A 14,715-nucleotide genomic window follows, 5' to 3' on the forward strand; every position below is an offset into this window, starting at 1 on the left:
GCCGAAGCCTGGGTCTTCATCGCCCACATCCGCCTGCTCACGCGTCGCCTCGCAAGACCTTGAAATTGCACCAGTCGTTTTGATTCAGACACTAAAACTTCATATCCCCCGGGATGCACTCATCGAGCTCGTTCAGGCAGGGCTTGGCCCGAGGCCGCATCCTGCTTACGCCTCAGACCACTATTGGTTTCCGAAGCCGTTCGTTCCGAGCTGGAAATCTTGGGCAGCTCGCGAAGCTAGTGACGAAGAGATCCGACGGGCCGCGGACATCATCTTGAAGGACGATCGCGCTCGACGCATCCGTGAGTTCGCCCATTACGACGACGCCGATCCGCGAACGTTTCTCACGACCGTGTTCTCCAGGAAGGCATGGTAAGCGCCCATGCACTCCAACAGGAAGCAGATTAAGGACTACATCGAGCTGATGTTCGGGCAGGAAGGCGAGGGCAACCTCGTTGTGTTCGAATTGTCGGGTGGGCGTCCGCGGCACACGGTGTTTCCGTATAGCAGTCGAGAAATCGCCTTCGATTTTTTGGCAGCACAGCCCGATAACGTTCATCGGTACCTCGCGGTAGCCCTTCACGATGGGCAAGCCCTCGACAAACAGACGCGCCAAAAAGACACGGCCTGTGCCGTCGCCTTCCTGGCGCTCGACATCGACCTCGCCACTGGGGTGCACTCCGCCAAAAACCTCCCGGAAAACGAAGAGCAAGCGCTCAAGTTGCTAGGGGAGGCCGGACTACCCGAGCCCACTCTGATCGTCCATTCCGGTGGGGGGATCTACCCGATCTGGCAGTTCGAGCAGCCCTTGCTTCTGAAGACGTCGGAAGATCGGAGCCGCGTTGAGCGACTCTGGTCAGCCTGGAACGAGCAGGCTCGGGTGGTCTGGGAACGACATGGGCTCAAGCTGGACTTTATCGCAGAGCTCGCACGCGTCCTCAGGGTGCCGGGAACGTTCAACCCTAAGACCAAGCCGGCCAAACCCGTCCACATCTTGGACGGGGCAAGTGGTCGGACCTGGACCCTCGAGCAGATGGAAGGCGTCGTCGCGGCCCGAATAGCCGAGAGCTCTGACAGTTCGTCGCGTTCTGGCGGGCATGCCTTGGCTGACGCACTTCGTCAGGAAATGATCTCGGAGGATGAGGACGCCAGCAAGAGTGCCGCTGGTGCTCTTGCGATGGTCACAGCCTGCAGCTTTCTTCGTTCATGTGACGAGGCCAGTGAGCGCCTGACCGAGCCGCAGTGGAAGGACGCCGCTGATATTCTGGCGCACATCCCCCAAGGGCAGCGCTATTTTCATCTGATGTCTGCCCGCGACCCGCGATACGTTTATCGCGAAGCCCAAGCCAAGCTGGATCACGCCAGCAAGTACCGCCCTAAGCTGTGCCAGACGATCGCTGCGACTAACTCCGAGTGCGGAGGCTGCCTCTTCCGGGAAGGAATGGTCATTCGGACTCCGGTGGAGCTGGCCCGCACAGATCCGGGGCTCGGACCGCTGCAGGCGAAGTACGTGCTCGACTCAAAAACGGGTCTGTTCTTTGACATCTCGACGGGGCGAGACAAGACGAAGGAGGATTTCGATCGCTCCTTCACGCGGAACATGCGCAAGAACCAGCTGGCCAGCACGGCCTTCCGCAATTCGAAACTGTCGTGTCTGGCCGACGAGCACGACTTCCTGGTCGGGAATGAAAAGCTCATTGTCGAGGGAAATGGGGTCCGGACTTTTAACACCTGGAAGGACGGGGGGATCGCTTCCGCGGAAGGCGATGCCTCTCTTTGGCTTGACCACCTTCGCTATCTTCTGCCTGGCGACGGGGAGAGGCATTGGGTCCTTCAATACCTTGCCCATCTCATCCAGCGGCCGGCCGCCAAGATCAAGTCGGCGATCGTGCTGCAATCCAGACAGGGTGTTGGCAAGAACCTTCTGGTGCAGGCCGTCAAGCGCATGTTCCATGAGAATGATGTTCGTGAGGTGTACGGTGGCGTTCTGGGCGAGCGTTGGCAGGCTGAGCTCGGAAACGTTCGTCTTCTGGCCCTCGACGAACTGCAGATCGATGAGCTGAAGACGGCTTACAACCGCCTTAAGCGATGGGCGACAGAGGAGATCCAATCTGTCGAGCGCAAGGGGATTGATGCTTTCAACGTGAGGACGCCTCGCGGCATAATCATCATGACCAACAGCGATAAGCCCATGGCCATCGAGCATGACGACCGGCGGCTCTTCGTGTGTAAGGTGGAAGCCGCAAAACGGGAAGACACATATTATCGTCAGCTCGTGGACGCCGGTCTCTCGGACGAGAGCATTGCCGCCTTCAAACACTATCTTCTGAACTTCGACCTCTCCGACTTCGACGCAAATGCCGAGCCGCCGCGAACCGGTGCGAAGGAAGAGTTGATCCGGGCTAGCGCATCCGTGCCGGAGCAGATCATTGCGGAGCTTCGGGAGAGCGGCTCTTCGCCGTTCAATCGTCCGGTGTATCTGGCCGAGGACGTAGCCGGTGCCGTTGAAGAGCGCATGAAGAAGACGATTACCGTGCAGCAGATCACGCCAATCTTGAAGAAGCTGGGGGATTGCAAGCGGAGCACGAAGACATCCATTCCGCGCCCTGTGGGAGTGACGCAACGTGGCTATGTCTGGGCGTGGCAGGAAGTGGAACGGTGGATGAGTGCATCGAACGACCAGGTCAGAGCTGCTCTGCTGGGTAGAGACTCGGATGTCATCACATCGGGATTGATGCCAGTCGTCGCGGCAGCTGTCAAACTGGCAATCTAGCCAGGTGCGCGGAGCAAGGGAGCATGCAGACTTATATCTCTTCTAACTATCATTTTGAAGAAAAAGAGGTTGGACAATTGGACAGTTGGACACCGAAGGGGATCGCCAAGCACGTCGACATTAAGCACTTCATCGCGGTTGCCATGACGACAAACCTTCCTCCATGGCGCCCGATACCCTCTCGCCTTGCAGCACGGTTTCTGGGCACCTCGATTCAAGTTTTGGCGAATTGGAGAATGCGAGATCTCGGGCCCGCAACCGAACCGATGCGGCGGGGGCAGGGCAACCGCATATATTATCGCCCGGACAAGATCGCCGAGTGGCTCTCGGGTGGTAAGTGTTCTGATTGGCAGTTCTCGGCGCTCTGGCTCCAGCAGATGGGCATGCCGCTGGATGTGATCAGCGAGGCTGCCGTCCGCGATCGTATCGCCCAGCTGGAGGGGGTGCACAACTTGTTCCCCGCCGTGAACCGCCTGTGGCGGAATTTCCGCGAGGTTGAGGCCGTCTAGCCCAGTGAAATAATTGTGCAACATGCGCTGGCGTATGCGCCACCAAATGCACTTCCAGTAGTGTTGCCGGCTTACCCTGAGACCCACCCCCGCAGGCCTACAGATCCGTGAGCAGAAGCCTTACAGCAGGCCCTCAGCGGTGCGTCCAAAGCGACATGGCTGACCAGCTTAAGAGATGGAGGCGGTCAAAGTCGGTCACGTCTAATTTGACGCTGATCGTCAAATCGTCCTGGTTGCCAAAGAAGTCGGTGAAATATACGCGGCCCTTGCATGAGCGCCGGGCGCTGTCCACCACAGGCCCCGCCCCGAAAGTGTTGCGGTCGATCGTCCGCTGCCTCTGTGACGGCCAAGATCGCCCCGCGCCTCCCGACGCTCGAGCAGCGGCCCCTCTTTATAGGATCAGACGCGCGGCTTGGCCCATGTTTGTCAACAAGGCGACGAGAAACCCTTCGAAAATGGACTCAATCTAGGAGCGCTTCTGCCGATTCCGGTAGACATCAATGGTCACGGCCGTGACGATGATTAAGCCCTTCACGATTTCCTGATAGTAGGCGTCGACCCGCAGAAACGTGAAGCCTGACGACATCACGCCCAAGATCACCACGCCGATAACGGTGCCCCCAATCCGGCCCACCCCGCCAGCAAGGGACGTTCCGCCGATCACTGCTGCGGCAATCGCATCGAGTTCATACATGTATCCCATGCCAGATTGAGCCGTCTGCGCGCGTGCCGCGGTGACGATGCCGGCGAGCCCAGCGAGCATTCCAGCAATCGCGTACACCTTAACGAGATGCCTCTCGACATCTATGCCGGAGACCCGCGCTGCCTGGACGTTCGCGCCAATGGCATAGGTGTACTTGCCGTATCGTGTGTAGCGAAGCGCCACATGGAAAATCATGGCAACGGCCACAAAGACAAGCACCGGCCACGCAGCCGAGCCGATTGCGGTGAATTGCTCGGTCAACCCCGAAATGGGCTGCCCTTTTGTATACCATTTCGAAATGCCCCTTGCCGAAACCATCATTCCGAGCGTCGCGATGAACGGCGGGATTCGGGCATAGGCAACAAAAACGCCGTTGGTTATGCCTGCAACCAAGCCGATCAGGACACCGATGGCGACCGGGACGATAGCCGGCAAATCGGTCAGTGATGGATAGAGAGCCTTCGACCATTCCGCGGATTGGGCAAACCCAGCCGCCATCATCGCGCTTGCCGCCACGACGGAACCCGAAGAAAGGTCGATGCCGCCGGTGATGATGACCTGTGTCACGCCGATTGCGATGATCCCGACCACGGAAACCTGCAGGATGGTGATCGTAAGACGCTGCGGATTCCAGACAAAACTCTGCCCGATCAAAAGCCAGCCGCACACCTCGCAGAGAAGAACGATCCCCACCAGAACTAGGAAGATATTGAGCTCATGCGGTTTTCGCCAGCCGCCAAAGCTACCACTGTACTCAGGAATGGCGGCGGCTGTTGTGTCTTTTCCCATCGTGCAGTTCCTCTATTCCTCGCCTACTTTGAAGCGAGTTCCATTATCTTGACCTGCGTCGCTTCATCGCGGTCCAGAACGCCGGTGATCTTGCCTTCATGCATCACCATGATCCGATCGCTCATTCCAAGGATCTCCGGCATTTCCGAGGAAATTAGAATGACGCCCGCTCCCGCGCTGGCGAGCGATGAAACCAGAGCGTGAATCTCTGCTTTGGCGGCAACGTCGATGCCGCGTGTCGGTTCGTCGAGGATGAGGATGCCCGGTTTGGTCAAAAGCCAGCGGCCGATCAGCACCTTCTGCTGGTTGCCACCTGAAAGGTTTTCGACTGTGGTGTGAATTCCGGAACTCTTGACACGCAAGGTCTTGCTCATCTCGCGGCATGCCGCGGCAATCGCCTTGCTCTGGACGAATCCGGCTTTGACGAATTGGCTTTGAAGAGCGGCAATCTGCATGTTCTCGAGGATGTCGAGGACGAGAAAACAGCCGCTTTGTTTTCTGTCTTCTGTCAGGAAAGCCATTCCGTTGTCGACCGCATCGCGTGGCGATTTCAAATCGACGCGTTGCCCCCTTATCCGTATCTCGCCGCTGGTGGCGGGCGTCACGCCGAAGATGGTTTCGGCAACGTTGGACCGCCCCGAGCCGATCAGACCGGCGAGGCCCAGTATCTCGCCCGCCCGCAGATCGAAAGAGACGTCCGAGAAGACGCCGCGCAAAGCGAGGTCCCGAACCGAAAGTAAGTCATCATCGGTCGGTACGTTCTCTTTCGGAAACAGCGTTGAGATGTCCCTGCCGACCATCATGCGAATGATCTCGTCGCGGCTGGTGGCCGCCGCCGCATGGGTGCCGATATATCTGCCGTCACGGAAAACGGAGATTTCGTCAGCGATCTCGAAGATCTCATGCATCTTGTGCGAGATGTAGACGATACCGATGCCCTGGTTTCTCAGGCCGTCTATTATCTCGAAGAGGTGGGCCGACTCGCGCTCTGTCAGCGCCGATGTGGGCTCGTCCATGATCAGGACGCGTGAGCGGTAGGAAACCACCTTCGCGATTTCTACCATCTGCCTGCTGGCAATCGACAGATGGCGAACTTCCGCCTCTGGATTTAGGTTGATTTTCAGTTCCGTCAGAAGCTCATAAGACAGGCGATTCATGCGCCGATGATCGACCATCCCAAATCGGTTGCGCGGCTCTCTGCCGATCCAGATGTTTTCCGCGACTGTCATCGAGGGCATCAGGTTCAACTCCTGATGGATCATGCCTACACCCTGCATCAGCGCGTCGAGCGGCGTCTTGAACTGAGCGGAAACGCCGTCAAGGTGGATTTTTCCCGCATCGGGTTGGTATATCCCGGCCAGGATCTTCATCAGCGTGGATTTCCCCGCGCCGTTTTCGCCCATGAGTGCATGGACAGTGCCCCGCCTGAGTTGAAAGCTCACGTCGTCGAGTGCCACCACGCCCGGAAACGACTTGCTGATCCCGGTCACGCTCAGCAGGCAGGGCTGACGCTTGTCCTCAATGCCGAGTGGGATTGGTGTAACGGCGACTGTGGTCTGCATGGAAGTAGTCCCCAATCCAGATCGAACGAAACAGTCCGCGCGCGCCGATCAATGACCGGCGCGCGATGTTGGCGATCAATTCCTGTTCAGGTACTTGTCCATGTTGTCCTTGGTGACGAGTTCGAGCGTGGTGAAGACCTTTCTGTCGGTATTCTCGCCTCGCGCCAGCTTTAGAACGGTATCGAGCGCACCTTTTCCCTGGCTGATGGCGTCCTGGAAAACGGTCACCTTGAGGTCGCCTGACTTCATGGCTGTCAAGGCGTCCTGCGTCGCATCAATGCCGGCAACCACGTAATCGCCGGTTGATCCGCCGCTTGCCTTGATGGCCTGAAGCGCACCGAGCGCCATCTCGTCGTTGTTGGCGATGACAGCGTTGAAGTTCAGGCCTGCCGACAGCCAGTTTGTGGTCAGGTCGAGCGCTTGCGTGCGCGACCAGGTCGCCGTCTGCTCTTCGACGATTTCGATGCCCTTGCAGTCATCGGACTTGAAGACCTCGTGCACCGCCTCGGTGCGGCCACGCGCAACCAGGGTTCCGAGCTCGCCCATCAGAATCACGGCCTTGCCCTTGCCGCCCAGCAGGCGACACACCTCGCGCGCCTCTAGGCTGCCTGCCTGGATCTGGTCGGACCCGACGAAAGCCTGCTTTTCTGGCAGCGCATCGACGTTGGAAGGCTGATTGTTGGCGAAAACCAGAGGGATTCCAGCCTTGTCGGCAGTCTTCGACATTGCAACGCCGGCATCGGCCTCAACCGGAATCACGATCATCCCATCGACTTTGGCGGCAATGAAATTCTCGATCTGGCTTTGCTGCCGCGCGATGTCGCCCTGCGCATCCTCGATCAACAAGGTCACGTTCCCAAGGTCTTTGGCATGTGCCTCCAGGCCGCTGCGAAGAATCGCAAGAAAGTTGTCGTCGAACCGCTGCATACTGAAGCCGATCGTTTCAGCCTCGGCAGGTACACCGAGTAGCGCTAGGCAAGCGGCAGCCAGAAGAATCTTTTTCATGTTCCGTCTCCGTCGGTTTTTGATGATGTAAAGCTCTGTCGTTGCCGACTTCGTCCCGGTACCCGTCGGACTTGCGGCATCGCAAAAAACGATCGTGCAAGTTTCAGGCTCTGCGTTGCCAATGCTCGGCTTGGTCAGCGTCGGTGAGCCTGCTGCGAAGCTCTTCGGCTTGCTGCATTAGGTAAAACGATACACTGAAATTTTTTAATATGTCAACTCCCTTGGCTAAGGACCTGATCGGGCCAAACACGAGAATCTCTCGATGCTCGGCAGTTAACGGGGTTAGGGCTTGGTGAGACCTCTGTTTGATTCTCGATTGACACGGATATTTATCGGTGTATCGTTTTACAAACAGATCGCCATTTTGACTGCGAGCTGGCTGGCGACCAGTCGAGGTTCCGTTCTGCCGTGGGAGTCGTAGAATGAGGTTCTTTGGGACCTTGGGAGATTTGAACGTCATGCCACCAAAGAGCGGATCGCCCACGGATGCCGCCGAGCGCGTCACCATTCAGGATGTTGCGAAAGCCGCGAGCGTATCCGTGAGCAGCGTCTCGAATTACATAAACAATCGATTCCACCGCCTCGGAACGGAGACACGGACACGCATTGCAACCGCAATTGCCGAACTGGATTTCCGGCCGAACCAGGCAGCCCGCCAGCTAAAGACCGGCAGGGCCCGGGTAATTGCCCTTGTCGTGCCCAGCATCGTCAATCCCTTCAACGGGCAGATGGTGTTCTCGATAGAACAGGCTGCGGTGAAGGCGGGTTACAGGGTTCATCTGTGCAACACCATGCGCGACCCGAAGCTTGAGAAGGAGTTTCTGGACAATCTGGCCGCCGTTGGCGTTGCCGACCTCATCACGATCGCGCCCCTGAACACCAGGCGGGGTTATTACTCTGCGTGGAGCGACCTTTCGATCGTTGCTGTGGACGCCAACAGGCTCGATTTGAAGCTTGCTCGGCTTGATACGGTCAATCTCGATCACGAGGCGGCAATCGGGATGGCTGTGGAGCATCTGTTTGCCCTTGGTCATCGGCGGATTGCCTATGTCACCGATCCCCTCATCACCCACAGCCGGGTGATGCGGTTGTCCGGTTTCAAGAAAGCGATGAAAGATCGTGAACTCGATGACAGTCAGGCTGTTGTGCTGGAGCGTCACCAGAGCGCGCTTGATATCGCAGACGCCCAGATGGTCGAGGTCGGTCGCGATGCCGCTTCCGATGTGGCGGCGCTGTCGCCCAGGCCCACGGCTATCATCGCGTTCAACGACATGATCGCGCTGGGGTTGCTGGCGACATTCCGTTCCGCCGGCATTGCCGTTCCAAAGGACATGTCGATTATTGGCGTGGACGATGCCTGGATCAGCCAGCTGTCATTCCCTGCACTGACAACCATACGTCAGCCTATCGAGGCGATGGCCAGCGCTGCCGTCGAGCGCGTTCTCAACCCGAATGCGGCGCCGACCAGTGCCGGCTCCGACACGATCTTTCTGCCCGAACTCGTCATTCGAGACACATGTGCCAAGCCACAGGAAGAGGCTAGCACACGTGTCCGGAAGCCCTTGGAATAACAGCCCCCGAACTGCGCTTCTTCCAACAACCCCAGAATATCCGGCCGGATGCATCCGCGCCGGCACGAAAGAGGCTTGCCTTATGGACACCCACGCCACCCAGACCAGCCCCAGCGCAAATCATCTCAGGATGGCGTGCGACACCGGTGGTACTTTCACCGACCTTGTCGTTGAAGATGGCAACGAGATTAGGCTGTTCAAAGCATCGACGACGCCTGACGACCCGGTGCGCGGCGTGCTCGATGCCCTGGACCTCGCAGCCAGGCACTACCGACTGGAGCTCGGGGACTTTCTGAACCGCTGCGCCATGTTCGTACACGGCACCACCCGCGCCATCAACGCGATCATTACTGGCAAGACCGCGAAAACGGCCTTCATCACGACCAAAGGTCATCGTGACATCCTGGTCATGCGCGAAGGCGGACGAATAGAGCCGTTCAATTTCACGGTTGCCTACCCTGAACCTTATGTGCCCCGGCGATATACGTTCGAAGCGAATGAGCGCGTCGATGCTCGCGGCAATATCGTCGAAGGGCTGAACGAAGCCGACTTCGTCGCCACAATCAAAAAACTGGAGGCGCTGAAAATTGAAGCCGTTGGCGTCTGCCTCCTGTGGTCGGTTGTCAACCCGGTTCATGAGCGGCGGATCGGAGAACTGCTCAAGGTGCATCTGCCGGATGTTCCATACACGCTCTCGCATCAGCTGAATCCAACCCTGCGCGAATATCGTCGAGCTTCCGCGACCGTTATCGACGCCTCGCTGAAACCGCTGATGTCCAGTTATCTCGATGGTTTGACCAACAGGTTGCAGGACGCCGGTTTCAACGGCCGCACGCTGATGGTTACCTCGGGTGGCGGCATCATGGATGCGGCGGCAGTTGCACGTGCTCCCATCCATTCGATCAATTCCGGACCGGCGATGGCGCCCGTCGCCGGCCGCTATTATGCAGAGCGCGATTTTCGCAACGCCGTCGCGATTGTCGCGGACACGGGTGGAACCACCTTTGACGTCAGCCTGGTGCGTGACGGACGCATCCCCTGGAGCCGTGAAACGTGGATCGGCCAGCGCACGCGCGGCCATATGACCGGCTTTCCATCTGTCGATATCAAGAGTATCGGCGCCGGAGGCGGCTCGATCGCATGGGTCGACAGCGGCGGAATTCTGCAGGTCGGTCCGCAGAGCGCCGGCTCGACGCCCGGGCCGGTCGCATACGGCCGCGGTGGAACCGAACCTACCGTCACCGACTGCGCCTTGGTCTTGGGCTACATCGATCCGGACTTCTTTCTGGGTGGCGCCATGGTCCTCGATCGGAAGGAGGCTAGCCGGCAATTGCGCATGAAGGTGGCCGAGCCGCTCGGCATCAAAGTGGAGGAAGCCGCTGCCGCCGTCCTGAGACTGTCGACCGAAAAGATGGTCGGAGCGATCGAGGAAATCACGGTCAATCAGGGCATCGATCCCACCTCGGCCGTGATGATCGGCGGCGGTGGTGCTGCCGGACTCAATGCGGTCGCGGTCGCAAGGCGTCTTCAATGTGCCGGCGTCCTCATCCCCGAGGCAGGTGCCGTGATGAGCGCAGCCGGGGCCCTGATGTCGGAGCTTTCGTCGGACTATGCGCAACTGCAGTTTACGACGAGCGACAGATTTGCGGGTGAGAGGATCAACGAGGTTCTGGCAGACCTGAGGAAGCGATGCCTTGAGTTCACGGAAGGACCCGGCGCCGGGGCTCTCGACTGCCAGATCGAGTATTCCGTGGAAGCGAGGTATCCACATCAGATCTGGGAAATCGACGTTCCCCTCCCGCTCGATCAGGTGAAGAGCGAAGACGATCTGCAGCAGGTGACGGATGCCTTCCATGACACCCACCAGCGTATTTTCGAAATAAGCGACCGCAATTCCCATGTGGAATTCGTGACCTGGCGCGCCAAGGTCAGATGCAGGCTGAACGATCGGGCTGCCGGCACGCTCCCTCCCGAAGGCGATTTTGCCGGTGGTCGCGCAAAGCGACCGGTCTACTTCACCGAACTCGGCTGGAGCGACGTCGCCGTTCATCGTTACGAGGCCATGCAGCCGGGCGAACCGGTTCCCGGCCCGGCCATCATCGAATCCTCGTTCACCACCGTCGTGGTTGATCCCGGCACAGTCGCAGAACGCACGGCCAGCGGTGGCCTGCGCGTGACATTCTAAGGAGGTGCTTACCTATGTCTGAGCAAATTTTGAAGAAGGCGCCGGACGGCGTTCAGATGGCGATGATTTCCAGTCGTATGGAGACGATTGCACGCAAGATGCAAAACACTCTTTTCCGAACCGCCCGCTCCGGGATCCTCAACACGGCCCATGATTTCTCATGTGTCGTTCTGACCGCCGACTGCAAGCTGCTGGCGGCCGCAGAAAGCCTGCCTAACCATACGCTCATCGGCCCTGATTTGATGTGCCAGGCGGTCCTCAAGCACCATCCGATACTGAAGCGCGGTGACTGCTTCCTCCATAACAGTCCATATGAGGGAAACTCCCACGCGGCCGACCACTGCATGATCGTTCCCGTCATCGACGATGAGGGCATCCTGCGCTTCTTCGTGCTGGCCAAGGCACATCAGGCAGACTGCGGCAATTCCCGTCCTTCCAGCTATCTCGCTGACGTGAAGGATTTGTACGAAGAGGGCGCCCTGGTCTTTTCCGCAACGAAGATTCAGGAAGACTACAAGACCAACCAAGACATCGTCCGTATGTGTCAGGCCCGTATCCGGGTTCCGGACCAATGGTGGGGCGATTTTCTTGCAAGCCTCGGATCGGTCCGCATCGGCGAACGCGAGCTTCTCAACCTTGGCCGCGAGATCGGCTGGGACATGCTTGAAGGCTACGCCACCCGCTGGTTTGACTATTCCGAGCAAAAAATGATCGAGGCGATCGCAAGACTGTCTTCCGGCCGTGTCGTCCTTGTATCCGCGCACGACCCGTTCCCTGGTATCCCGGATGGCATTCCCGTCAAGGTAGACGTTGAAGTCGATACGGCCCAGGCCAGGATTATTGTCGATCTGCGCGATAACCCTGATTGCCAGCCCTGCGGTCTCAATCTTACGGAGGCAACCGCCAAGAGCGCGGCGATGATCGGGATTTTCAACGGAATCCTCGATCACCATGTCACAGCCAATGCGGGCAGCTTTCGACGAATTGACATTCGGCTTCGCGAAAACTGCTGCGTCGGCATACCGAGGCATCCGGCTTCGTGTTCGGTGGCGACCACCAATCTCGCCGACCACGTTACCAATCCGGTGCAGCGCGCGATAGCAGAGCTTTCGGCCGGCTATGGGCAAGCCGCGACCGGTCCAATCCAGCCCCCAGGAATGGGTGTCATCTCCGGGCGCGATCCCTACAACAATGACGAGCCATTCATCAATCAAGTCCACATCGGCATCAGCGGCGGTGCCGGCACGCCGGTTACCGACGGCTTTCTCACCATGATCCATGCTGGCAACGCGGGGATGTGCCATATCGACAGCGTTGAGGTCGATGAGCTCCACCATCCAATCATTGTCTACGATCGCCATATCCTCGATGACACCGAGGGGGCAGGCACTTTTCGCGGAGCGCCATCGGTCTATTGCGAGTACGGCCCCTGGGGCGGAAACCCGCTGACGGTTCTCTACACCGCTGACGGTACCATCACCCCCGCCGCGGGCGCTCGCAGCGGTGGCGCAGGCGGTGTGTCCAGGGCGGCCATGCGCAAGTCCGATGGTTCAGTCGTCGATCTTCCCCCCTGCTACGGGGCAACTCTGCAGCCGGGCGAGCGCATGATCTCTCACTCCTCAGGCGGCGGTGGATATGGCTCCCCCCAGGAACGCGATCCGGCGCGGGTGCTGCACGATCTTGCGGAAGGTTGGATCAGCGTGCAGCGCGCGCGAGATGTCTACGGAGTTGCGGTCAAGGGATCTCCTGAAGACGACAATCTTGAATTGGACATCGTCCAAACACGCATCCTGCGATCCGGCCGGAACGAACTGGCGGTGGCCGTGTAGCCACCGGCCAATGCCCGATTGTTTTTTGAATCGGACCGCGTAGCTCCGCCCGCAGCCAAACTTTCAGATCAAGGAGAATTGCAATGACAGAAGTCGATTGGTCCGCCGGTGCGGCTTACATTGACGGTGAATTCATGCCTCTCAAGGATGCAAAACTTGGCATCACCGAATGGGGTTACCGCCGGTCAGACGTTACCTACGATGTCGTGGGCGTCTACTACGGCGCATTCTTTCGGCTTGACGATCATATCAATCGCTTTCGCACCTCAATGACGAAGCTGCGGATGAATCCGAAGGAAAGCGACGATGAGATCAAATCTGTCCTCGCCGAACTGGTGCGACGCACCGGATTGCGTGAGGCCTATGTGGCGATGGACTGTGTCCGCTCCCGTCCGCCGCGCGGTGTGCCGCTTCATCCCATCAACGGCCGCAGTTACCTGATCTGCCATGTCATGCCTTGGGTGTGGGTGTTCACACCTGAGCAACAGGAACGCGGCGTGCATGCAATGGTCGCGTCTCCGCAGCGAATTGCGCCGGAGTCGCTCGACCCGACGATCAAGAATTTTCATTGGGGCGACCTGACGCGCGGGAACTTCGAAGCGCATGATGAAGGCGCTGAAACATGCGTTTTGCTGGATCGCGATGGAAACGTAACCGAAGGCCCGGGTTTCAATGTCTTCGCCGTCATCGATGGCAAGGTCATCACGCCGAAACATGGTGCGCTCCAGGGCATCACTCGAAAAACAGTAATCGAACTCTGCGACGAGTTTGGAATTCGTTGTGAGGTCCGGGATATCTCCCGCAACGAATTTGAAGCCGCCGACGAGATCTTTTTCTCGACCACGGCTGGCGGCATTATGCCGGTAAGCCGACTTGCAAAGAGAATCCTCGGGAACGACCGCCCGGGTCCGATCTCCGCGCAGCTGAGAGCGGCCTTCTGGGAGAAACGAAAAGACGGCTGGCACGCGACGCCGGTGTCGTACGCTTCGTGATCGAAAGCGTGCCGGTGCAATCGCTTTTCGACCTCAAAGGCAAAATCGCCTTGGTTACGGGCTCGGGCCAGGGCATCGGCCTGGCCCTTGCCAGCGGCCTGGCGGAGCACGGCGCCTGTGTCGTCCTGAACGGCCGCCGCGAACCGCAACTGACGGACGCCGCCAAAAATCTGATCAACAACGGCCTGTCGGTCAAGGTGGCGGCCTTCGACGTGACAGATGCCCCAGCGGCCCGGCAAGGGGTCCATGAAATTGAAAGGTCGATCGGCCCGATCGACATCCTCATCAACAACGCCGGCATGCAGCATCGCACGGCATTGCAGGATTTTCCGGAAGACAAATGGGACGAGCTTCTGCGTACCAATCTCTCAAGCATTTTCCATATGAGCAAAGCCGTGGCGAAAGGCATGATCAGCCGCGGCGGCGGGAAGATCATCAATATCGGCTCAGTCCAGAGCGAACTCGCCCGTCAAGGCATCGCGCCTTACACAGCGACTAAAGGGGCGGTCAGAAATCTGACCCGAGGCATGTGTGCGGACTGGGCAAAATATGGTTTGCAGGTCAACGCCATCGCCCCTGGTTATTTCAAGACGCCGCTCAACGATTCACTCGTTCACGATCCCGAGTTTTCCGCGTGGCTGGAGAGGCGCACACCTGCCGGTCGATGGGGCAATGTTGAAGAACTCATCGGGGCCGCAGTGTTTCTTGCCAGCGGAGCTTCCTCGTTCATCAACGGTCATACGCTCTTCGTCGACGGCGGCATCACCGTGACGGTTTGAGCGCGTGACGCCACCTCG

Annotated in this window: 11 protein-coding genes; 8 read left to right on the top strand and 3 right to left on the bottom strand. The window is 58.7% G+C overall.

What is annotated here, in order from left to right; all coding sequences use genetic code 11:
• The 3 genes from NKH12_RS17525 to NKH12_RS17535 all read left to right on the top strand — a co-directional run.
• Positions 1-376 (top strand): hypothetical protein (locus NKH12_RS17525; protein ID WP_352954285.1); only part of this gene is annotated, 376 nt, incomplete at its 5' end.
• Between the two features lie 6 nt (positions 377-382).
• Entirely contained in the window at positions 383-2,773 is a 2,391-nt protein-coding gene (locus NKH12_RS17530) for a primase-helicase family protein (protein ID WP_352954286.1), read from the top strand.
• Positions 2,774-2,796: 23 nt separating this feature from the next.
• The gene (locus NKH12_RS17535) at positions 2,797-3,282 is read left to right on the top strand and encodes a hypothetical protein (RefSeq protein WP_352954287.1); all 486 of its coding nucleotides are present in this window, start codon (positions 2,797-2,799) and stop codon (positions 3,280-3,282) included.
• A gap of 466 nt (positions 3,283-3,748) precedes the next feature.
• On the opposite strand, the gene NKH12_RS17540 is transcribed toward NKH12_RS17535, so the two are convergent.
• From NKH12_RS17540 to NKH12_RS17550, 3 genes are all read right to left on the bottom strand, one after another.
• Positions 3,749-4,774 (bottom strand): ABC transporter permease, encoded by a 1,026-nt coding sequence (locus NKH12_RS17540; protein ID WP_352954288.1) that lies wholly within the window; start codon positions 4,772-4,774, stop codon positions 3,749-3,751.
• Between the two features lie 23 nt (positions 4,775-4,797).
• A complete protein-coding gene (locus NKH12_RS17545) occupies positions 4,798-6,336 on the bottom strand; it encodes a sugar ABC transporter ATP-binding protein (protein ID WP_352954289.1) in 1,539 nt (512 codons plus the stop codon).
• A 75-nt stretch (positions 6,337-6,411) separates the two neighbouring features.
• Positions 6,412-7,341, bottom strand: coding sequence for a sugar ABC transporter substrate-binding protein (locus tag NKH12_RS17550; RefSeq protein WP_352954290.1), 930 nt, complete (start codon positions 7,339-7,341; stop codon positions 6,412-6,414).
• 458 nt (positions 7,342-7,799) lie between these two features.
• On the opposite strand from NKH12_RS17550, the gene NKH12_RS17555 reads away from it, so the two are divergent.
• The 5 genes from NKH12_RS17555 to NKH12_RS17575 all read left to right on the top strand — a co-directional run bounded on the left by NKH12_RS17555 (position 7,800) and on the right by NKH12_RS17575 (position 14,697).
• A complete protein-coding gene (locus NKH12_RS17555) occupies positions 7,800-8,912 on the top strand; it encodes a LacI family DNA-binding transcriptional regulator (RefSeq protein ID WP_352954315.1) in 1,113 nt (370 codons plus the stop codon).
• A gap of 82 nt (positions 8,913-8,994) precedes the next feature.
• The gene (locus tag NKH12_RS17560) at positions 8,995-11,097 is read left to right on the top strand and encodes a hydantoinase/oxoprolinase family protein (RefSeq protein ID WP_352954291.1); all 2,103 of its coding nucleotides are present in this window, start codon (positions 8,995-8,997) and stop codon (positions 11,095-11,097) included.
• 14 nt (positions 11,098-11,111) lie between these two features.
• Positions 11,112-12,926, top strand: coding sequence for a hydantoinase B/oxoprolinase family protein (locus tag NKH12_RS17565; protein ID WP_352954292.1), 1,815 nt, complete (start codon positions 11,112-11,114; stop codon positions 12,924-12,926).
• Positions 12,927-13,009: 83 nt separating this feature from the next.
• Positions 13,010-13,918, top strand: a complete 909-nt coding sequence (locus tag NKH12_RS17570; RefSeq protein ID WP_352954293.1) for an aminotransferase class IV — start codon at positions 13,010-13,012, stop codon at positions 13,916-13,918.
• A gap of 14 nt (positions 13,919-13,932) precedes the next feature.
• Complete coding sequence (locus NKH12_RS17575; protein WP_352954316.1) at positions 13,933-14,697, top strand: SDR family oxidoreductase; 765 nt, start codon at positions 13,933-13,935, stop codon at positions 14,695-14,697.
• Positions 14,698-14,715: the final 18 nt, after the last annotated feature.

The sequence above is a fragment of the Mesorhizobium sp. M1322 genome (assembly GCF_040318085.1).
Taxonomy (GTDB): domain Bacteria; phylum Pseudomonadota; class Alphaproteobacteria; order Rhizobiales; family Rhizobiaceae; genus Mesorhizobium.

What these genes read in the sequence shown, in the direction of transcription:
- NKH12_RS17565 (WP_352954292.1), top strand. Translation starts at nt 11,112, where the DNA reads ATGTCTGAGCAAATTTTGAAGAAGGCGCCGGACGGCGTTCAGATGGCG.
- NKH12_RS17555 (WP_352954315.1), top strand. Translation starts at nt 7,800, where the DNA reads ATGCCACCAAAGAGCGGATCGCCCACGGATGCCGCCGAGCGCGTCACC.
- NKH12_RS17550 (WP_352954290.1), bottom strand. Translation starts at nt 7,341, where the DNA reads ATGAAAAAGATTCTTCTGGCTGCCGCTTGCCTAGCGCTACTCGGTGTA.
- NKH12_RS17570 (WP_352954293.1), top strand. Translation starts at nt 13,010, where the DNA reads ATGACAGAAGTCGATTGGTCCGCCGGTGCGGCTTACATTGACGGTGAA.
- NKH12_RS17545 (WP_352954289.1), bottom strand. Translation starts at nt 6,336, where the DNA reads ATGCAGACCACAGTCGCCGTTACACCAATCCCACTCGGCATTGAGGAC.
- NKH12_RS17540 (WP_352954288.1), bottom strand. Translation starts at nt 4,774, where the DNA reads ATGGGAAAAGACACAACAGCCGCCGCCATTCCTGAGTACAGTGGTAGC.
- NKH12_RS17560 (WP_352954291.1), top strand. Translation starts at nt 8,995, where the DNA reads ATGGACACCCACGCCACCCAGACCAGCCCCAGCGCAAATCATCTCAGG.
- NKH12_RS17535 (WP_352954287.1), top strand. Translation starts at nt 2,797, where the DNA reads ATGCAGACTTATATCTCTTCTAACTATCATTTTGAAGAAAAAGAGGTT.
- NKH12_RS17530 (WP_352954286.1), top strand. Translation starts at nt 383, where the DNA reads ATGCACTCCAACAGGAAGCAGATTAAGGACTACATCGAGCTGATGTTC.